The organism is Magnetospirillum aberrantis SpK (genome assembly GCF_011022235.1).
GTDB classification, from domain to species: Bacteria; Pseudomonadota; Alphaproteobacteria; order Rhodospirillales; family Magnetospirillaceae; genus Magnetospirillum; species Magnetospirillum aberrantis.
Genome location: NZ_JAAIYP010000009.1, coordinates 40,306 through 59,086 on the forward strand (window position 1 = coordinate 40,306; position 18,781 = coordinate 59,086).

Below are 18,781 nucleotides of genomic sequence, written 5' to 3' on the forward strand. Positions count from 1 at the left end.
GGGCTTGGTCCCAAGGTCACACTTGGCGCGTATTTTCGCGCGTTCGAGGTCTCTCGATGAACAAGTTTGCCGTTGCCGCCGTTGCGGCGCTGTCGTTTCTGGTCGCCTGTGCCCAGACGCCGTCGCCCGAGGAGATCGCGGCGAAAGAGGCGGAAATCGCCGCGCAGCGGGAAATCGCGGTGCGCGCCCTGTACGACACCGCCACCGAGACGGTATCCGGCGAAGCGGGGCCGGCGGCCTTGGCGCCGTACGTTCCCGAGCTCGAGGATGCTTTGGCCCAGGCGCCGCAGGTGGATGACGCCGTCGATTCCCCCTATCCCGGCATGGCCTTGCTGTTGGTCCGGTATTACAACCAGAGCGGCCGGTTCGAGGACGCGCTGAAGATGTTCGACGGCCAGCACAGCCTGGACGGCTATCCCGAGGAGCGCGCCATCGCCCTGGGGGGCGCCAAGCGCTGGACCGAGGCGTTGGCGGCGTGGGAACGCGCCTTGCGCCGGGCCGAGCTGACGGATGCCGAACGGGTCCGTCTGTGGTGTGGACGTGCCGCCGCGCTGATCGGGCTGGGGCGTCCCAACGAAGCTGAACTCAGCCTGCGTTCGGTTTTGGCCATCGACCCCGAAAACAAGGTTGCCGCCGCTGAAATGGCCCGTCTTGCCCCCATGCGCGCCGACGCGGCGCTGGGTGGCGTATCGGTGCGGTGACGCAGGAGTTGATGTTTCCTGTGCGTAAGTATGGGCTGCCATCGCGCATTTGAGTGCGACAGGGCAGGGTTTCCAGACGATACTGTCGAGATGAATATTCTCCTGCGTGGGAGGCGCGCCATGCCGGCATCCATGAACGGCGCCCCGTTTCCATCCTTCCTCGCCCGTTTTGCCCTGGGGGTGTTGACCCTTTGGTTGGCGTTGATGCCCGCGCCCAGTGTCGCCGCAACGGCTGAAACCTACAGTTTCGCGGTGGTGCCGCAATTCGAACGGCGCCGTCTGGTGGAAATCTGGAAACCCATCGTCGACGAAGTGTCGGCCCGCACCGGAATCGAGTTGCGGCTGGTGACCACCTTTTCCGTCTCCGAGTTCGAGCGCCAGATGTCGGCGGGAGTCTTCGACTTCGTTTTCACCAATCCCTATCACATCCTGGTGGAGCGCGACCGTCAGGGATATATCCCTTTGGTCCGTGGTGCCGCGCCGTTGCGCGGATTGATCCTGGTGCCAAAGGATTCGCCGGTTCAGTCGGTGCGTGAACTGGACGGCAAGACCATGGCGGTGCCGTCGGTCAACGCGCTGGGGGCCAGCATCCTGATCCAGGCCGAACTGGAACGGCTTTACCACGTGCATGTGGTGTTGCGCGACGTCAAGACCCACGCTTCGGTCTATCTGCATGTGGCCAACGGTCTGGTGGAATGCGGCGGCGGCGTCCAGAAGGTGCTGGACGAACAGGAACCGGCGATCCGTGAGCGTATCCGCGTGCTTTACACCACCCGCGACATGCCGTCCCATCCGGTGGCGGCCCATCCGCGTTTGCCCAAGGTGGCGCGCGAGGCGGTGCGTCGCGCCCTGCTGGACATGCAGGCGACGGCGGAAGGGGCGGCGTTGCTGGCCCGTGTTCCCATGCGGCCGGCGGTCGCCACGTCGATGGCGGATTATCTGCCCATGGCCGATTGGGGGCTGGAAGGCTATTGGCGCGACGAGGGGGGCGCGCCATGAGGCTGCACCAGAAATTCCTGCTGCCCCTGATGGCGGTGTTCGTGGCCGTGCTGGGCTATTTCTATCTGGCATGGATTCCGCGCCTGCGGGCCGATGCCGAGATGGATTTTCAGATGGCGATGGCACGTCACCTCGACAGTGTCGGCGAAATTCTGGTGCCGTTGCTTTTGGCCGACCAGTTGGACGTGATTCACGAGAACATGGAAGCGTTGCTGGCCGGCAATCCTAATTGGCGGGCGGTTGTCGTCGCCGACCGCGACGGCCGCATGGTGTTTCCGCTCAAGGGGACGCCGTTGCCGGAGGCTGCCGATGGTGCCGTCCTGGCCCGGTTCGAGCGGCCGGTACGGTTGGGGGATTTGGCGCTGGGGCAGTTGACGGTCTATGTCGACCGTACCGCCGCCATGAAACGTCAGAACGCCCGTCTGATGGAATTGGGGGGGGCGTTCGCCGGCTTCGCCTTCGTGGTTCTGTTGGTGTCGCTGTTGATGATGGAGGGCATGGTGCTGCGACCGTTGCGGCAATTGGCCCGCGCCTCGCGAGCCCTGGCCGAACGGAACTTCGACGCCCCCTTGCCACAGGCCGGACGCGACGAGGTCGGGGAACTGGTGCGGGCCTTCGCTGCCATGCGTCTGGCGCGCAAGACCGACGAAGCCGCCCAGGCGCAGCGCCGCCGCGACGCCGAACACGAGCGCCAGGATCGCGAGATGCTGTTGAGCGCTCCGCAGGAAGGGATCTGCGGCATCACCATGGAAGGCCGCGTCAGTTTCATCAATCCGGCGGCGCGGCGCATGCTGGGTTGGGCCGAGGACGAGGGCGAGGGGGAGAACCTGCACGCGCTGGCCCATCACCATCGCGCCGACGGCAGCATTTGTGTCGCGGACCAATGTCCCATGCACCAGACATTGTGGGACGGTCGGCCGCGCGAGGTGCAGGGCGAGGTCTATTGGCGCAAGGATGGCACCAGCTTTCCCGTGGAATACTCGGTTTCGGCCATCCGTCGCGACGGCACCGTGGTCGGTGCGGTGGTGGTGTTCCGCGACGTCACCCAACGTCAGGCGATCGAGACGGCGCTACGTGACAAGACGGCGGAACTGGAACGTTCGAACACCGAGTTGGAACAATTCGCCTATGTGGCGTCGCACGATCTGCGCGAGCCGTTGCGCATGATCACTTCCTACGTCTCGCTGCTTGAACGGCGTTATGGCGAGAAACTGGACCAGGACGCCCACGAATTCATCGGTTTCGCCCGTGACGGTGCCGAGCGCATGAACCGGTTGATCCTGGACCTGCTGGAATATTCCCGCATCGGCCGTCTGGCTCCGCCCAAGGAGACGCTGGCGGTGCGCGACATCGTGGACGACGCCCTGAACGCCTTGCGGGCACAGATCGAAGGCAGCGGGGGAACGGTGTCCCTGGCTCCTGGGATGGAAGGCCTGCCCCCGCTTTTCGGGTGCCGCAGCGAATTGGCGCGCCTGATGCAGAACCTGATCGGCAACGCCCTGAAATATCGCCATCCCGACCGCGCGCCGATGGTCGAGGTGTCAGCGCGGGCCGATGCGGACGGGGTGGAACTGACGGTGGCCGACAACGGCATCGGCATCGACCCGCAATATTACGAACGCATCTTCATGATCTTCCAACGCCTGCATACGCGCGGCCAATATCCCGGAACCGGCATCGGGCTGGCCATCTGCAAACGTGTGGTGGAACAGCATGGCGGGCGAATCTGGGTGGAATCGACGCCCGGCGAGGGCTCGTCCTTCCATGTGCGCCTGCCGCTGGTGCCGCCCGCCGAGTGAGGGTGGCCCTCAGGGACGGTCCAGGCGGAATTCGATACGGCGGTTGCGGGCCAGGGCGTCGTTGTCGTCTTGGAGAGCCAGCGGCTGGAACTCGCCGAAACCGGCGGCGGCCACGTGTTCGGGGGGCACGCCGGCGGCGACCAGCGCCTTGACCACGGTGACCGCGCGCAACACCGACAGCTCCCAATTGGATGGGAAACGACTGTTGGCGATGGGGCGTTTGTCGGTGTGGCCGCTGACCCGCAGCACCCAGCTCAGGTCGGACGGGAATTGTGCGCGGACGGTGTTCAAGGTGGCGGCCAAGCGCCGCACTTCTTCGATGCCTTGGGGCAGCAAGGTGTCGGAGCCGGGAGAGAACAACACCTCGGACGGCAGGGTGAAACGGTCGCCTTCGATCTTGAAGCCGGGATTGTCTCCCAGCACCTGACGCAAGCGGGCGAAGAAATCCGAGCGGTTGCGCTGAAGTTCCTCGACACGGGCCAACAGCGCGCGGTTGAGGCGGGCGCCCAGGCCGGCCACCTGAATCTGGCTGGTGTCGATGCGGCTTTCGGTGGCTTCCAGGGCTTGCGACACGGCGGCCAGTTGGCGTTCGGTATCCTCGATGGCGGCCAACAGGCTGGCGCGGACATCGGCCGGGGTGGTGGCTTGCGCGGCCTGTTCCGCCTGGAGGCCAAGTTCGGCGCGTGTCGCCAGAAGGTCCTCGAGCCGCCGGGCAAGGCGGTTGCGTTCCTCGGCCTCGGCCGAGAGGTCGGCCCCCATCTTGGCCAAGCGGTCGTAAAGCTCGCTTCGTTCGGCGGCGGTCAGGGCCGCGTCGGGCTGCTTCGGGGGGACTTGCTCCGCGGTCGGGGCGTCGAGGCGACTGCGCACCGCCAGGCCCTGAAGCGCCAATACGGCGAAAATCACCAACAGCAAGGCGGCGGCGGCCAGATACAATCCGCCCACGGACTGCACCCAGCCGCTTGCCGGCCCGGCAACGTTCTTGTCCGCATGCATGGTTCCATGTCCCCCGAAAACCCCGAACGGGCCCTAGACTAGCGCGAAGCGCCGGACACGCAAAGGTTAAGCGGCACCGGCCACCACCGCCGCCCACAACGCCGCCGCCGCCACCCAGTTCCAGCGTTCCCACAGGCTGGAATCCAGGTTTCCCCAGGCCGGCGCGCTGCGGTTGAGCGCCCAGCCGGTGGTGGCCAATCCGGCACTTCCCAGCAATGCGAGGTCCAGCGACATGTCGATGGCGAACATGCCCGCCAGGGCGAAAACCGTCGCCAGGGCCATCAGCGCGACGCCCAGCCGCCGGGCGGCCATCTGGCCGAAGGTGCTTTCGCTCTGGCCGTCCACCAAGCTCCGCTGTTCCGCCGTGGCGAACAATTGGCGGGCCGCCGGGCCGATCATGCACAGCAAGGCGAGTACCGCCGCGAACAGCGCCGGCCAGTTGATCCAATATTCCAAAAGGTCGCGGTCCGCGCCGTCGATCACATCAAAACCGAGATGGCCCAGAACGGTCGCCGAAACCAGGGCGACCAGGGCCGCGCCACAGACGAACGCCGTCCACAACGCCAGCAGCGGTCGCCAACCCAGGACCATGGCCCGCATGCCGCGCATGCCGGCGGTCCATAATCTGGTTTCGCCGCGCGCGGTGTCGATGGCGGCGAAAAGCGCGCCGAACAGCAACAGACAACAGACCGCCCCGGACAGGAAGATCCAGGCCAGCAAGGCCCAGCCGGCGAACCGGGTCCCCAATGCCATGCTGACCGGTTGGGCCAGGGTGGTGGACAGCGCCAGCATCACATAGCCCAGGGCGGCGCTGGGCAGGCCCCACAGGCCCGACAGGGCGACCCGCCACCGCCGCCCGGTCAGCCGTCGCCAGCCGCCCCACAGACCGGTCCCTCCCGGCGTGTCGAGGGCGGTCCACAGCGTCGCCACCACCAAGGCGTCGGTGAGGTAGGAAACGGCGATCACCACGGCCGATGCGCCGTCCACGGGCGCGAAGTCGAACAGCCAGCGCAGGCCGAGAACCGCCAGCGCGGCGAAGACGAAAAAGAAGGGACGGCGGCGCAACAGCGCCCAGCCCTTTTCCGCCCACAGCGCGCCGGCCGAGAACGGGATGGCGGCCGTCTTGCTCATGGCGCTTCCTCCAGCCGGTCCAGGATGGCCTGGCGGCCCTTGGGCATGGTCTTGCCCAGTTCCTCGGCGGCGTCGCGCCACAAGCGCCGCTGGGTGCGCGGTGCCGCCAGATACGCCGCCAGCCGCCGGATCGTGGTCTGGGTGACGGCGCGGTCCTCCTCGCTCAGGGCAAGACGCTTGATCTGCTCCGGGTCCTCGAGCAAGGGTTTGGCGTGGCGCAACTTGCTCCAGGCGGTCTCGACCCGGTTCAGGCGATCCCATCCGCCGATGACGTGCACCATGGCCGACAGGCCCAGTTGCAGCGCGCCGCCGGGGTCCAGGGCGGTTTCCCACATGGCCTGTTCGATTTCGGAACTGGCACGCGCGGTGGACAGGTGTTCGGCGGCGGCGAAGGCGGCGACCAGTTTGCGGTCTTCGGCCAAGGTCAGCCGGTCCAGACCGAAGGCGTTGGCGGCGCGGCTCAGTGCTTCGGATTGTTCCGGGTCGAGAGCATGGGTCATCCAGTCCCATTTCTGGCTGCTGTCGGCCAGGGGTTGGGCCTGGGGATAGAGGCGCCGCAGGCGTTCCAGACGTTCGGAATCGGACGGGTGGTCGCCGAGGAACGCCAAGGCGCGTTGGGCTGTCGGCGTCCGTGCCGCGGGGGCCTGGCGTTCCGCCATGCGTTCCCAGGTCTCCACCGCCTTGGCCGGGGAAAAGCCGGCGCGGGCCATCAGTTCCAGCCCCAGCGTGTCGGCCTCGGTCTCGCGCGCACGGGTGCGGGGGTCGAGCAGGGCGGTCTTGAGAGCCGACGTCAGCCGGCTTTCGCGCATGGCGCCGATTTTCAGGCTTTTGGCCACGGTCCAGGCCAGGCCCTGGGCAGCCCAGGCGTGGCCGACGCTTTCGCGCGAATGGTGAAGCACGGCATGGGCCACCTCGTGCGCCAGGATGGTGGCAAGACGGTCGCGGTCGTCGCCCAGGACGGAATCGTCGAGCAGACCCGACAGCACCATGATCCGTCCTCCCGGCAAACACCAGGCGTTGACTTCGCCGGTGTCGGCCAGATGCCATTCCCAGGGCCAGTCCCGCGTCTGGGGATAAAGCTCGCGGGCGGCGGCGATCAGGGGGGTGGCGACCGATCCCACCACTTCGGTCAGGTAAAGGTCGTTGTCCAAGATCCCGGCATCGGCGTATTCGCGCAGGTGGGTGGCGTATTCGCGGGCGGCCATCTTTTCGGTGACGGCGTCGTCGGCCAAGCGGATGCGCCAGCCATCGGCGAACAGCGCGTGTCCGTCGTCATCGGACCGGCGGTTCCGCTCAAGCGGACCGAATGCCGCCAGGATGGAAAGCGCGCAGACTACCGCCGCCGCGACAGGCCATAACCACCGTCGGCGTGCCACGGGCCCTCTCAACCGCTCGCGGCCGCGTCGGCGGCCGCCCAGTGCATCGCGCTCATGACCTCGTTTCCGTCCGCCCGTATCCCTGTCCGGTGGCGTGTTGGGCCACGGGACGACGTTCAGATTATCGTAATCGCCGACGGATGTCGCGCCAGGGATTACGCCGGCAGGGTAAAGCGAAAGACCGCGCCTTGGCCTTCGCCCGAAAGGACCTCGATGCGTCCGCCGTGACGTTCCACCACCTTCTTGCAGACGGCCAGACCGATGCCGGTGCCTTCGTAGCGGTCGCGCGAGTGCAGGCGTTGGAAGATGCCGAACACCCGTTCATGGTGTTCGGGGGCGATGCCGATGCCGTTGTCGGCCACCGACAGCATCCAATATTCGCCGTCGCGGGCCGCGCTGACGCTGACGTGCGGCGCTTGGCCGGGGGTGTGGTATTTCAGGCCGTTGCTGACCAGATTCTGCAACAGCCGGGTCAGTTCGTGGGCGTTGCCGGCGACGGTGGGCAGACGCCCCAGGACTTCCACCTTGCCGCCGCTTTCGGAAATGGCGGCGGCAAGGTTGGCGCGCACTTCGTCCATGGCGGCGCCAAGATCGACGACGGCGTTCGGGCGTCGTCCCCGGCCGATGCGGGAATATTCCAGCAAGTCCAACACCAGCCGGTCCATGCGGACGGCACCATCGCGGGCGAAATTCAGGTAGTCGCGGCCATCCTGGTCCAGTCCGGCGCCGATTTTCTTTTCCAACAGGGTCAGGAAACTCGAGATCATGCGCAGTGGCTCGCGCAGATCGTGCGAGGCCACATAGGCGAATTGCTCCAACTCGGCGTTGGATTGGCTTAGTTCCTCGGATTTCGCGTCGAGCGCCCGGTTGCGGGCGGACAGGGTGTGGACGAAATGGGCCAGCATCAGGGCGAAGACGGCGACGGCCGTCGATACCGACAGGGCGAACACCGCCAGTTCCCGACGATGGGGCAGGGTGGTCGCCTCGATGTCGGCGACGGTGTCCGACACCACCATGACCAAAGGAAATTCTTTCAGGCGGCGAAAGGCGAACAGCCGATCCGCCTTGTCCACCGAGCCGACCGCCTGAAACACGCCGTCGGGTGCCTGGAAATAGGGACGGTCGGGCGACGTTGCCGTTCCGGGCTCGGGGGCGGTGCCGGGGGTGTTGGCCGCGGCGGCGCGCACCACCCTGTCCATCCCGATCAAGGTGGCCGCGCCGCGTGCCCCCAGGTTGAGGTGGGGTTCCAGGGAAAACAGGCTGTCGGCGGGGATGGCGACCACCACGATTCCGGCGAATCGGCCCTGGGCGTCGAGCAACTTGCGACTGTTGGGGATCATCAGACGGTTGCTCAGTTTGCCGAGGACTGGCTGGCTGACGAACAACTGGTCGTCGGAGCTATTTTTCTGGATCAGGAAATGCTGGCGCTCGGAAAAGTTCACCGGCGCGGATGGTTCCGGGTAAGTGGAAAATTCCATCCAGCCGTCGGCATCGTTGACCATGACGTTCAATTCGGCGGCTGGGGCGGCGGCCGGCCGCAGGGCGTCGACCACCGTGCCGAACTGGTCGTGGTTGTGTCGCCAGGCGTGGCGCAGATAAAGCGAGGCGATGTTGAGGCCGCTTAATGTGCGCTCGACCTGTTCGGCCAGGGCTTGGGCCACGCCTTCCAGGCGGATTTCCGCCGCTCCCAGCGCACGCTTTCTGTCGTTGGCGGTTTCCACCGCATAGCTGACCCAAACCAGGACGATGGAAAGCGCCGCCACGCCCAGAATGGCGGCGGGGACGAATTTCCGGGACCAGATCAAGCCAAGAAACTGCATCCTTGAACCATATCATGGCCGCTGGGACGGACGGAACGGCGGAGCATCGCAGGAACGGGCAAGAAGGATGCTCGTTTACCGCAGTGTTACGAAATTTGATGCAACCGTTTGAGACATGTCCCTGATAAATAGCATATACCCTCGGTATGGAGTGCTGGGTTTAAGAGGTGTCGGCATGCGGATCGCTGCAAAATTATACGCCACGGTCGCGACGTTCATGCTGGTTGCCCTGGTGGTGACCGTTTTCGGCATGGTGACGCTTGGTTCCTACAATCGGACGGCCGAATTGATGGACAACGCGGCCGACCGGGCCATCCAGGGGGAACGGTTGAACGGTCTGGTGCTGGCCGTGGTCATGGATTCCCGCGGCATCTACATGGCGCGTTCGGTCGAGGAGGCGGAGAAGTTCGCCAAACCGCTACTGGCCAATCTGGAGCGGTTGAAAGGCGTTTTGGACACCTGGAAGACTCTGTTGCCGCCCGACCGTCGCCAGGATTTCGCCTCTCTGGAGCAATCGGCCGAACAATTCGTGCGGTTCCGTTCGGAACTGGTGCGCATCGCCCGCTCGGGGCAATTGGCCGAAGCACGCGCCTATGGCGACAACGATGCCAACCGTTCGACCCGCAAGGCGCTCAACGCCGCCATCGTCGCCGCCGCCGCCGCCAACCAGGACGAAGTGGGGGCGTTCAAGCAGGCGCAGTCGGATCTCTACGACACCCGTCAACTGACGTTCGTCCTGATTCTGGCGGTTGGCCTGCTGGCTGGCGGGGTGGTGTTGCGGCTGGTGGTGCGGCGTCATCTGGTTCAGCCGCTGCAAGCGCTGACGTCGGTGATGTCCAAGCTGGCCACCGGCCAGTTGGAGGTCGAGGTGCCGACCCATCGCGGTCGCGACGAGATGGGGGAAATGATCGCCGCGGTCGAGGTCTGGCGCAGCAACGCCCTGCGTCGGCGCGAGTTGATGACCCAGACCGAGGCCGAACGTGTTGCGCGCGAGGCCCGTGCCCAGCGGGTGCGCAAGCTGACGGGGGATTTCGACGCCGTCGCCTCGGCCACGGTCACCGATCTGGTGGCGGCGGTGGCGCAATTGGAAAGCAATGCGTCATCCATGGCGGCGGTGGCCGACGATTCCGCCGCCCGCGCCCATTCCGTGCGCGAATCCTCCGGTTCCGCCTCGGTGGCGGTGCAGACGGTGGCGGCGGCGGCCGAACAATTGGCCGCGTCCATCCGTGAAATCGGCACCCAGGCCGAGATGTCGCGACAGGTGGCCGAAACCGCCACCGCCGACGCCGAGCGGACGGATGCGATGGTGCAAAGTCTGGATCAGGCGGCGTCCCGCATCGGTGATGTGGTGCGCATGATCAACGCCATCGCCGGCCAGACCAACCTGTTGGCCTTGAACGCCACCATCGAGGCGGCGCGGGCCGGCGACGCCGGAAAGGGCTTCGCCGTCGTCGCGCATGAAGTCAAGGCCCTGGCCAACCAGACAGCCCAAGCCACCAGCGAGATCGCCGCCCAGATCAAGGAAGTGCAAGAGGCGACCGGCGGTGCCGTGGCCGCGCTTCAGGGGATCAGTGGAACCATCCAGAAGATCAACGAGATATCGGGCTCCATCGCGGCGGCGGTCGAACAGCAGACCGCGGCGACGGCGGAAATCGCCCGTTCGGTGCAATCGGCCTCGACCGGCACCAACGAGGTTTCGGCCCATGCCGAAGGGGTTCTGGCCGGCGCCCGCGACACCGACCTCGCCTCCAAGGGGGTGGCGTCCGCCGCCACTACCCTGGCCGGGCAGGCGCAAAAACTGCGTGAGGACGTTCACCAGTTCCTGGCCAGCGTGTCCGATGCCTTCGTCGATGAAATCGGTGGCTTCGTGCAATGGGACGACGATTTGCTGACGGGGCATTCGATGATCGACGACGACCATCGCCGGTTGTTCGAATACATCGATGAACTGCATGCCGCCATGACCAAGGGGTTGGGGGCCGAAGCGGTGATCGAGGTGGTGGATAAGCTGGTGTCCTATACCCGCGATCATTTCGGCCGTGAGGAGAAGATGATGGACCTCGGCGGCTATGCCGAACGTGAGGCGCATTTGGCGGCGCACCGCAATTTCATCGCCAAGGTCGAGGATTTCCAACACCGGCTGGAATTACGCAGCGGCACCGTGTCCATGGAGGTGCTGACCTTCCTGCGCGATTGGCTGGTCAACCACATCAAGAAGACGGACAAGCATTTCGCCCAGGTGCTGGGACGCCGCGCCGCATGACCGGAACGGGACGGCCGCCTGTCGCGCGGCCGTCCCCAATGGTCAGGAGGGCTTCTCTTCTGGTGTTTGGGAACCGTCCGTTTTCGTCTCGTACCCCCAGCCGCGCCGTTGCCACGCCTGCATGGCCAGACGGTCGCTCAGGTCGCGCAGGACCTGGCGCTCCAGCGGGTTCGCCTGGGCCAGGGTGGCGGGGTCCTCGGTGTCGATGATCATGGTGTTTCCTCGATTGCTGTTGCCGCCGGCCGGCGGGGGAGACATTGGCGCTCCCAGGAAACGCAAATGGCGTCAGTCGGTGCCGGACGCCATGACAATAATCACAGGCTGCGCACCATCTGGGAAATGCCCTGCCAGATGATCTCGACGCCGATGCACAACAGCAACAGTGCGAACAGTCGCATCAACGCATCGGTCAGCGCCCGGCCCAACAGGCTTTCCATGCGGTCGGCGAAACGGAAGCACAGGTAAATCAAGGCGCTGATGGCCAGGGCGGCAAGCGCCGCGCCCAAGGTCGCCAACGACAATCCGCCGCCCGACAACGGGTGGCTGGTGCCCAGCGCGATGGTGACGGCGATGGTTCCCGGCCCGGTGGTCAAGGGCATGGTCAGCGGAAAGAAGGCGGCGCTGCGCAGGCTGTCGGGGGTGTTGTCCAACAGCACGTCGCCTTCGGTGGCGCCGACCTTGGCGTTCAGCAGACGCCAGCCGGCCACCGCGATGACCAGTCCGCCGCCAACCCGAAGGGCGGCGATGGACACCCCGAACAATCCCAGGATCGCCGTTCCCACGTAAAGCGAGCCGATGACGATCAGGAAGGCGTAGACCGCCACCCGCACAGCCAGTTCCGCACGTTGGGCGTGGCCCAGCGTGCGGGTGTGCGCCAGGAACATGAAGGCGCTGCCCGGCGGGTTGACGATGGGAAACAGCGATCCGAACACTAACAGGAAACTGGCCAACAGCGCGGACATGGGGTTTCACCGCACGGGGAACGACATGACGACCATAGCCCGCCCCTTGACCGCCATCAACGCCGCCGGTGCCGTGGCCCGCTCAGTGTGGGCATGGGAGGCGCATGCCATGACGGAAAAACAGATTGCGGTGATGGTGATGGTCCCGGTGGTGGTCGGCACCGGAATTGCCCTGTGGCGGCAAGGCGCCATGGGGGGCAAGGCGCTTGCGGTGGCGGCGCTGTCCACCGTGGCGGTGGGGGCGTTCATCGTCTTGATGCAATGACGCCGTGTACTTTGTGCCAACAGGCCAGGCGTCAGCCGCCGCAGGGATCGGTGGGGCCCGAGTTCAACCGCTCCAGGCTGTCGGCTATCCGTTCCGCGACGGTCCTTGTCGCCCGTGACAGGGCGGCGACAGCGGCGGCGGTGTCGGTTCCGGCCACGGTCTCGGCGGCGCCGGATCGGCAGAAGGCCTGTGCCCCTTGCGGCAGGCGGCGCAAGGTCCAACTGGCCTCGGCCACCGCCTGGCCGTCCGGGGTGGCGTCCAGACGTTCCAGGCGCAGCGCCAGCCGGTATTGCGGCAGGGCGTCGGCCGCGCCGGGCGGCGGCGGCGCGGCATAGACGTCGGCGGCGCGGGAACGCCGCCACAACGCCTCGTCCACCACCTGGCGCATCTCGTCGGCCAGCGGTGCCGCCCAACGGTCGCCGGCACGCAGGTCCAGTGCGCCGCCGATGGTGGTCAGCACCACCTCTTCGCGGTTGACCCGTTCGGGCACCGCCACCGGCAGCACCTCGACCAGCACCTGGGCGCCGCCCGAGGGGGCGGGGCTGGCCGCTCCGGTTGCCAAGGCATGATAGCGCAACGGCGTCGAGGCGCCGCAGCCGGCCAGGGCGACGGCCAGCGCCAAGGGAACGGCCAGACGGGAAAGCGGGGGCATCACGGCTCCTTTCGTCCCTGCAACAGGGATTCGGGCTGGCGTTCCAAGGTATCGGTCAGACGTTTGAGCGACCGTGTCGCCTCGGTCAGTCCCTTCAACGCCTGACGGGTGTCTTGCTGCAACGGTGCGTCGCCGGCCATGGCGGCGTTCAGGCTTTCCATGCTGGCCCGCATTTGCTTCAGGCTGTCGCGCAGTTCCGGCAACACCTCGGAATCGGTGCGTGCCGCCATGGCGTCCAGCCGCTTCATGGTGCCGTCCAGGGTCACCAGCACCTTGTGCAGATCCTGGCCGATGGTGTCGAACGGCACCTGTTCCAGCTTGCGCAGCACCGACTGCACCTGCTTGTACAATTCCTCGAAATCGCCCGGCACGGTGGGCAGTTCCGGCGGCGTCGCCGCCACGTCCAGCCGGGCGTGGGGGGCCTGGGGAAAGAAGTCCAGCGCCACGTAAAGCTGGCCGGTGACCAGACTGCCGGTGCGCAGTTGGGCACGCAGGCCGCGTTGCACCAATTCGGCCAGACGCTGGCGCAATGCAGCCTCGGTTTCCGGTTTGGGGCCGGCGCCGTCCAGGTTCAGGCGGTCGGGATAAACGTCGATGGTCACCACCGGGGTAAAGTCGGCGCTGGCCTTGTCATAGGCCATGGCGACGGATCGCACCTGTCCCAACTCGGCGCCGCGGAAGTCCACCGGGGCGCCCACGGTCAGGCCGCGCACCGTCTGGTGAAAGCGCAACGTCAGTGTATAGGGCTGGCCGTCGGGGGCCCTGAGCGCGCTTTCGCGGTCGGCGGCCAGGGCGAAGCGGTGGGCGGTTTCTGCCTGGGGCGCCTGGGCGGCGTCGCCCTGGGTCTCGAAGGCGACGCCGCCCAGCAACAGCGCCGCCAGCGATTGGGTGTTGAGCTTGAAGCCGCCGGCATCCATCCGCAGATCGACGCCGCTGGCGTGCCAGAAACGGCTGCCTTGGGTGACGTAACGGTCATAGGGCGCCTTGACGAAAGCCGACAGGAAGATGGTGCCGTCGGGTTGCAGGGCGAAGCTTTCGACGTGGCCGGCCGGGATGCGGCGGAAATAGACCGGCGAGCCGACATCCAGCGAACCGATGTCGCGCGCCACCAGGACGAAGCGGCGGCCCGGCACGTCGGAAGCGATCACCGGCGGTGTCTCCAGTCCGGTGAAGGTGCTCGCCTCTTTCTTCGACTGGCCGCCATCGACGCCGATATAGCTGCCCGACAACAGGGTATCCAGGCCCGAAACGCCGCTGCCGGCCATGCGTGGACGCACCACCCAGAAACGCGAATCCTCGACGGCGAAACCGCTGGCTTCCTTCTTCAGTTCCACCGTCACCTCGACCCGCGCGCGGTCGGCGGTCAGGTGGACCTCGGTGACGTCGCCGATCTCGACGTCCTTGTATTTCACCTTGGTCTTGCCGGCCTCAATGCCCTGGGCGGTGGCGAAGCTGATGGTGATGCCCGGGCCGCGCTGGTTGACGGCATTGACGGCCAAGGACAGGCCGAAGGCCGCCGCCAACGCCGGCACGATCCAGATGGCAGACGGCAACCATCGTCGCGGCGGCTTGATGCGGGGGGCGGCGGCGTTGGAAAGGGCGGGGGGCTCAGCCGGGGGCACGATGGGCGGTATCCCAGATCAGGCGGGGGTCGAAGGAACGGGTCGCGACCATAGTTAGCGCCACCACGGCGCCGAAGGCAATGGCGCCGGGGCCGGCCTCGATCACCGCCAGCGACCGGAAGCGTACCAGCCCCACCATCAACGCCACCACGAAGACGTCCAGCATGGACCAGCGGCCGACGAATTCGATGACGTGATACAGGTGGGCGCAATGGTGACGGTCCAACGGCCAGCCGAATTGCACCGTCAGCGCCAGGATGCCAAGGATGATCATCTTCAGCATGGGAATGAGGATGCTGACGGAAAAGATCAGCACCGCCAGCCCCGGCGAACCGGAATGCCAGAAATAGACCACGCCGCCCATGATGGTGTCGCGCGACGTGCCGAACAGCGAGGTGGTCTGCATGATCGGCAACAGGTTGGCCGGGATGTAAAGGATGATGGCGGCGATCAGCAGCGCCCAACTGCGCGACAGGCTGGCCGGGCGGCGGGGATGGATGGTGGCGCCGCAGCGTGGACAGCGCGTGGACGGCGCCAGCGGCACCACGAGCCCGCATTGTTCGCAGGCCATCAACCCGGCCTCGGCGGCGGTGGTCGGCTCAGTCATCGGCCGGCTCGTGCCACAATTGGTGGGGATGGAACGACAGGATCGCCGCCATCAGCACAGTCAGGATGGCAAAGGCCCACAGCGCCACGCCCGGAACCATGGCGGCCATACCCGACAGCTTCACCAGCGATACCACCACGCCCAGCATGAACACCTCGACCATGCCCCAGGGGCGGACCTGTTGCAGGAACCGCAGCAAGGGCGCGAACCAGCGGGGCCGCTCCCTGTTTCGTGCCGCCCACAACAGCGCCAGCGTGCAGCAAAGGTCAAGCAACGGAAAGGCCTGGGTGGTGGCGAACACCAGCAGAGCCATGCCCTGGCGCCCTTCGGCCCATAGGGCGGCGACGGCACCCCACAAGGTGGTGGCGCTGTAAAGGCCCTGGACCCTCAGGTTGACGATGGGAAAGGCATTGGCGATGGCGAACACCATCAAGGCGGCCACCACCAACGCCAACACCTGGTCGGGTGCCAGGCGGTGACGCCGGGCGACCACCGTGCCGCAACGCACGCAGATCGCCTTTTCGCCGCGTCCGAGCGACGGGCGGTGGTGCAAGGCGTCGCAAATGGGGCAGGCGCAAAGATGATCCATAGACGGCAAGGGGCCGACGGCAATGGGGGTTGGGCCGACCATAACGCCTTGGGTACGATCTCGGCAACGGCGCGGCGTGCCGGGGCGTTTTTTGTTGACCATCCACCTGGGCTGGTGCCATAGCATGCACACTTTTTCCCAGAGGAGCGCCGCCGCGCGCTTCCAGGATGGAGCACGATGGACAGTTCCAGTTCTCATAGTAGGAACTGCCCGGCCGCGCAGGCGGCGCGCCCCTGACCGCGAGGGGGCTCGTCCCATGCCGCCGGGCATGACCGGACCGAGGTATCCCCATGCGGAATCATCCTTTCCACCGCGTCCTTTTGCGCGCCCGTCCTTTGGTGGCGGACGAAGACCGATCTAGTCCCTGAAGACCGGCGCCGTTCGACGGCGCGTGCCGTCCCCGCCCTGGCTTCGGTCCTGGCCGGGCGGAAGGTCTTGTCTCGCTTTGGGTTCGCGAAGGGGAAACGCGATGTCGCTGCACGCCGTCGCCGAATTGTTGAACAAGCACAAGATGGTCGAGGACATGGTCCGCGCCCAGCCGTCGCGTCGTGCCGAACTGGTGGAAAACGTGGTCCATCAGCAGCATCTGGCCGAGTTGCGCGCCCTTTTGGCGCGGTTGCCGGTGGCCGAGATCGGCCGCATTCTCGAAGAACTGCCGACGGACGACGCTGCCTTGGTGTGGCGGCAGATCGAGGCCGGGCGTCTCAACGATGTGTTGTGGGAAATTCCGCAAAGCCTGGGCGAGCTTTTGGCCGGGCCGGTCGAGCCGCGCTTTCTGGCGGGCGAGGTCACCGCCTATGAACTGGTGAACGGCCGCATGCGCATCGTCGATGTTTCGTGCCGCAGCGACATGGAACGGCTTTCGCCCATCTGGGTGGACGTGATGGGGGCGTCGAAATCGGAACGCGGCTGGATCGCCCGCCGTTTCGGACTGGAACTGGACGACCCCGAGGACCTGACCGACCTCGAGGTCAGCGCCCGCTTCTATGTGGAAGAAAACGGCGAAATCCACCTGCATTCCAACTTCCTGCTGGATCGCGAGGGGTTGTCGCGCACGGTGCCGGTGGCTTTCGTCATCCATTCCGACGTTCTGTTCACCATCCGGGCCGAGGAATTGCCGGTGTTCCGCCTGCAACGGCTGCGCATGCGCAGCCAGCGTGGCGAGGTCGGCGACTGCAAGGATCTGTTGCTGGCGCTTTACGGGGCCGACGTGGAATATTCCGCCGACGCGCTGGAAGACGCCTACGCCACCCTGCGCCGTGTCGGCAAACAGGTGCTGAGCGAAAGCGTCACCGACACCGATGCCGCCCGCATTCTGGCTGACATCGCCGAGGAAGAGGATCTGAACGGTCGCATCCGCAGCAACATGCTCGACACTCAGCGGGCGGTGTCGTTCCTGATGCGCGGCCGGCTGTTGCGCGGCGAACAACTGGACGACGCGCGCGAGATCGTGCGCGACATCGAATCGCTGAACAGCCACACGGCGTTCCTGTTCGAAAAGATCAACTTCCTGATGGATGCCACGGTGGGTTTCATCAACGTCAACCAGAACCGGCGGGTGTCGCAGTTGACGGTGGCCGGCGTGGTGTTCATGCCGTTGAACGTTCTGGCCGGCGTCGGCGGCATGTCGGAATTCTCGATGATGACCGAGGGTATTCCCTGGCCGTTGTCCTATGGCACCTTGATGGTGTGCATGATGCTGGTGGGATGGGGCACCTATTCGGTGCTCAGGCTGGCCGAAGCCCGCAAGGCCAAACGCCGCGCCGCCCATGCCGCGCTGCGCAAGCTGGCGGCGGAATAGGGGTGAGTTGCCGTCCTGAGCGCTGGAGGTCGGGGCCGGTTTGCGGCATCGTCGTCCTGTCAGGTCGGCAAGGAGCGCTCCATGGAAGAGACGGGGAATTATTGGCAGCGTGGGTTGGGGGCGGCGCAGGCGTCGCCCAACGCCAGTCTGTTCCGCTTTCTCGGGCAAGGCGGTGTGGCGCTGAAGGACAAGCTGCTTTTAGAGGTCGGCTTTCTGTATGGCGCCGATTTGTTGGAGGCTGAACGGCGTGGCGCGATCATCCATGGCGTGGATGTCAACCCGTCGGCGGTCCAACGGATGCAGGCGTCACACGAAAAGCAACGTTTTGCCCTGTGTGACGTGACCCGGCAGCCGCTTCCCTTCGACCGGTATTTCGACGTGGTCGTCTGTCGCGACGTTATCGAATATTTCAACGAGGCCGACTTGCGCCACGCCGCCGGGAACGTTCGGGCGGCACTGGCGACGGATGGAATGCTGGTGATGCAGTTCCCACAGATGGACCTGGAGCGCCAAGCCGATGCGGACCGCGACGCGCTGCTGGACATCGCGTCCTGGGTGCGGTTGGAGCGGGATTTCGTCGTTGCCGGAAATCCAATGATCTATTGGAAGCCATCGCATGTCGTCGAGATCGTGGAGGCCGCCGGGTTCATTCTGGCCGGGGAGAAATCCCTGTACGAGACCTACGGCGTCGAGGAAAAGTTCATGCGGTGCAATAAGTATTTCCTGTTCCGCGCCGTTTGACGGGCGGGATCGCTCGCTCTTTTGAAAAAAATGGTGGCCCGGCAGGATGCAGCACACGGATTGCCAGACCCTAGGCCTTCCAGCGCATCGGCACGGTTATTTTGGTTCCTCCCGAAAGCTGCCCGGTTCCCAGGCATAGATGCCCTGTAGATGGGTGGCCACAAAATACGGCATATACGCCTTGCGCCGCTTTCTCGGGGGGGCGGACAATTCAGCCTGTCAGAAACGAAAGGCCCGGTGGATGCCGGGCCTTCCTGTTTTCAGAACTCTTCCCATTCCTTTGATCCGCTCTTGGCGGCTGTGGCCTTGGGCTTCGGCATCGCTTTCGCCACGGGCTTGGCCGTGGGTTTCGGTGCGGCCTTGGCCAGCGGCTTGCGGGAATGGGTCTCGGCCTGGGGATCGGTCCTCTGCGCCGTCGCCTGGACCTGGGCGGCACCGGTGTTGAAGAAGCCCATCAGCC

18 protein-coding genes are annotated in these 18,781 nt (G+C 65.9%); 7 read left to right on the plus strand and 11 right to left on the minus strand.

Features of this window, described 5'->3' with window-relative positions; all coding sequences use genetic code 11:
• Window positions 1-56: 56 nt before the first annotated feature.
• The 3 genes from G4223_RS02840 to G4223_RS02850 all read left to right on the plus strand — a co-directional run bounded on the left by G4223_RS02840 (window position 57) and on the right by G4223_RS02850 (window position 3,499).
• A complete protein-coding gene (locus tag G4223_RS02840) occupies window positions 57-701 on the plus strand; it encodes a tetratricopeptide repeat protein (protein WP_163674724.1) in 645 nt (214 codons plus the stop codon).
• A gap of 120 nt (window positions 702-821) precedes the next feature.
• Window positions 822-1,700: a phosphate/phosphite/phosphonate ABC transporter substrate-binding protein gene (locus tag G4223_RS02845; RefSeq protein WP_205762344.1), complete on the plus strand. Its 879-nt coding sequence runs from the start codon at window positions 822-824 to the stop codon at window positions 1,698-1,700.
• Complete coding sequence (locus tag G4223_RS02850) at window positions 1,697-3,499, plus strand: sensor histidine kinase (RefSeq protein ID WP_163674727.1); 1,803 nt, start codon at window positions 1,697-1,699, stop codon at window positions 3,497-3,499. Before G4223_RS02845 ends, G4223_RS02850 begins: the two co-directional genes overlap by 4 nt.
• A 9-nt stretch (window positions 3,500-3,508) precedes the next feature.
• On the opposite strand, the gene G4223_RS02855 is transcribed toward G4223_RS02850, so the two are convergent.
• The 4 genes from G4223_RS02855 to G4223_RS02870 form a co-directional block, all read right to left on the minus strand.
• Window positions 3,509-4,492 (minus strand): OmpA family protein, encoded by a 984-nt coding sequence (locus G4223_RS02855; protein WP_163674730.1) that lies wholly within the window; start codon window positions 4,490-4,492, stop codon window positions 3,509-3,511.
• Window positions 4,493-4,558: 66 nt separating this feature from the next.
• Window positions 4,559-5,623, minus strand: a complete 1,065-nt coding sequence (locus G4223_RS02860) for a hypothetical protein (RefSeq protein ID WP_163674733.1) — start codon at window positions 5,621-5,623, stop codon at window positions 4,559-4,561.
• Entirely contained in the window at window positions 5,620-6,999 is a 1,380-nt protein-coding gene (locus tag G4223_RS02865) for a M48 family metalloprotease (RefSeq protein ID WP_163674736.1), read from the minus strand. The genes G4223_RS02860 and G4223_RS02865 overlap by 4 nt, the downstream gene beginning before the upstream one ends.
• A gap of 155 nt (window positions 7,000-7,154) precedes the next feature.
• The gene (locus G4223_RS02870; protein WP_241003912.1) at window positions 7,155-8,819 is read right to left on the minus strand and encodes a sensor histidine kinase; all 1,665 of its coding nucleotides are present in this window, start codon (window positions 8,817-8,819) and stop codon (window positions 7,155-7,157) included.
• Window positions 8,820-8,994: 175 nt separating this feature from the next.
• Here G4223_RS02870 and G4223_RS02875 point away from each other — a divergent pair, with 175 nt between their 5' ends.
• Complete coding sequence (locus G4223_RS02875; protein WP_163674738.1) at window positions 8,995-11,082, plus strand: bacteriohemerythrin; 2,088 nt, start codon at window positions 8,995-8,997, stop codon at window positions 11,080-11,082.
• A gap of 42 nt (window positions 11,083-11,124) precedes the next feature.
• Here the strand turns inward: G4223_RS02875 and G4223_RS02880 are convergent, their stop codons facing one another.
• Window positions 11,125-11,340: a hypothetical protein gene (locus G4223_RS02880; protein WP_163674740.1), complete on the minus strand. Its 216-nt coding sequence runs from the start codon at window positions 11,338-11,340 to the stop codon at window positions 11,125-11,127.
• Between the two features lie 56 nt (window positions 11,341-11,396).
• Window positions 11,397-12,044, minus strand: coding sequence for a MarC family protein (locus G4223_RS02885; protein WP_163674742.1), 648 nt, complete (start codon window positions 12,042-12,044; stop codon window positions 11,397-11,399).
• Window positions 12,045-12,069: 25 nt separating this feature from the next.
• Between G4223_RS02885 and G4223_RS02890 the strand changes: the two genes are divergently transcribed.
• Window positions 12,070-12,309 (plus strand): hypothetical protein, encoded by a 240-nt coding sequence (locus tag G4223_RS02890; RefSeq protein WP_163674744.1) that lies wholly within the window; start codon window positions 12,070-12,072, stop codon window positions 12,307-12,309.
• A gap of 31 nt (window positions 12,310-12,340) precedes the next feature.
• On the opposite strand, the gene G4223_RS02895 is transcribed toward G4223_RS02890, so the two are convergent.
• The 4 genes from G4223_RS02895 to G4223_RS02910 are packed head-to-tail and all read right to left on the minus strand — an operon-like array spanning window position 12,341 to window position 15,779.
• The gene (locus G4223_RS02895) at window positions 12,341-12,961 is read right to left on the minus strand and encodes a PqiC family protein (protein ID WP_205762345.1); all 621 of its coding nucleotides are present in this window, start codon (window positions 12,959-12,961) and stop codon (window positions 12,341-12,343) included.
• A complete protein-coding gene (locus G4223_RS02900) occupies window positions 12,961-14,583 on the minus strand; it encodes an MlaD family protein (protein ID WP_163674748.1) in 1,623 nt (540 codons plus the stop codon). Before G4223_RS02900 ends, G4223_RS02895 begins: the two co-directional genes overlap by 1 nt.
• Complete coding sequence (locus G4223_RS02905; protein WP_163674751.1) at window positions 14,570-15,190, minus strand: paraquat-inducible protein A; 621 nt, start codon at window positions 15,188-15,190, stop codon at window positions 14,570-14,572. Before G4223_RS02905 ends, G4223_RS02900 begins: the two co-directional genes overlap by 14 nt.
• Entirely contained in the window at window positions 15,183-15,779 is a 597-nt protein-coding gene (locus G4223_RS02910; RefSeq protein ID WP_163674754.1) for a paraquat-inducible protein A, read from the minus strand. The genes G4223_RS02905 and G4223_RS02910 overlap by 8 nt, the downstream gene beginning before the upstream one ends.
• A gap of 469 nt (window positions 15,780-16,248) precedes the next feature.
• Between G4223_RS02910 and G4223_RS02915 the strand changes: the two genes are divergently transcribed.
• Complete coding sequence (locus tag G4223_RS02915) at window positions 16,249-17,580, plus strand: magnesium and cobalt transport protein CorA (RefSeq protein WP_163674757.1); 1,332 nt, start codon at window positions 16,249-16,251, stop codon at window positions 17,578-17,580.
• A gap of 81 nt (window positions 17,581-17,661) precedes the next feature.
• Complete coding sequence (locus tag G4223_RS02920; RefSeq protein ID WP_163674760.1) at window positions 17,662-18,321, plus strand: class I SAM-dependent methyltransferase; 660 nt, start codon at window positions 17,662-17,664, stop codon at window positions 18,319-18,321.
• A gap of 260 nt (window positions 18,322-18,581) precedes the next feature.
• On the opposite strand, the gene G4223_RS19720 is transcribed toward G4223_RS02920, so the two are convergent.
• On the minus strand, window positions 18,582-18,781 hold a 200-nt coding region (locus G4223_RS19720), incomplete at its 5' end, for a hypothetical protein (RefSeq protein WP_205762346.1).

Bases quoted from the DNA above. Each gene is read 5' to 3' on its own strand.
- G4223_RS02840 (WP_163674724.1), top strand. From the start codon at position 57: ATGAACAAGTTTGCCGTTGCCGCCGTTGCGGCGCTGTCGTTTCTGGTC.
- G4223_RS02845 (WP_205762344.1), top strand. From the start codon at position 822: ATGCCGGCATCCATGAACGGCGCCCCGTTTCCATCCTTCCTCGCCCGT.
- G4223_RS02850 (WP_163674727.1), top strand. From the start codon at position 1,697: ATGAGGCTGCACCAGAAATTCCTGCTGCCCCTGATGGCGGTGTTCGTG.
- G4223_RS02855 (WP_163674730.1), bottom strand. From the start codon at position 4,492: ATGCATGCGGACAAGAACGTTGCCGGGCCGGCAAGCGGCTGGGTGCAG.
- G4223_RS02860 (WP_163674733.1), bottom strand. From the start codon at position 5,623: ATGAGCAAGACGGCCGCCATCCCGTTCTCGGCCGGCGCGCTGTGGGCG.
- G4223_RS02870 (WP_241003912.1), bottom strand. From the start codon at position 8,819: ATGCAGTTTCTTGGCTTGATCTGGTCCCGGAAATTCGTCCCCGCCGCC.
- G4223_RS02875 (WP_163674738.1), top strand. From the start codon at position 8,995: ATGCGGATCGCTGCAAAATTATACGCCACGGTCGCGACGTTCATGCTG.
- G4223_RS02880 (WP_163674740.1), bottom strand. From the start codon at position 11,340: ATGTCTCCCCCGCCGGCCGGCGGCAACAGCAATCGAGGAAACACCATG.
- G4223_RS02885 (WP_163674742.1), bottom strand. From the start codon at position 12,044: ATGTCCGCGCTGTTGGCCAGTTTCCTGTTAGTGTTCGGATCGCTGTTT.
- G4223_RS02890 (WP_163674744.1), top strand. From the start codon at position 12,070: ATGACGACCATAGCCCGCCCCTTGACCGCCATCAACGCCGCCGGTGCC.
- G4223_RS02895 (WP_205762345.1), bottom strand. From the start codon at position 12,961: ATGCCCCCGCTTTCCCGTCTGGCCGTTCCCTTGGCGCTGGCCGTCGCC.
- G4223_RS02905 (WP_163674751.1), bottom strand. From the start codon at position 15,190: ATGACTGAGCCGACCACCGCCGCCGAGGCCGGGTTGATGGCCTGCGAA.
- G4223_RS02910 (WP_163674754.1), bottom strand. From the start codon at position 15,779: ATGGATCATCTTTGCGCCTGCCCCATTTGCGACGCCTTGCACCACCGC.
- G4223_RS02915 (WP_163674757.1), top strand. From the start codon at position 16,249: ATGTCGCTGCACGCCGTCGCCGAATTGTTGAACAAGCACAAGATGGTC.
- G4223_RS02920 (WP_163674760.1), top strand. From the start codon at position 17,662: ATGGAAGAGACGGGGAATTATTGGCAGCGTGGGTTGGGGGCGGCGCAG.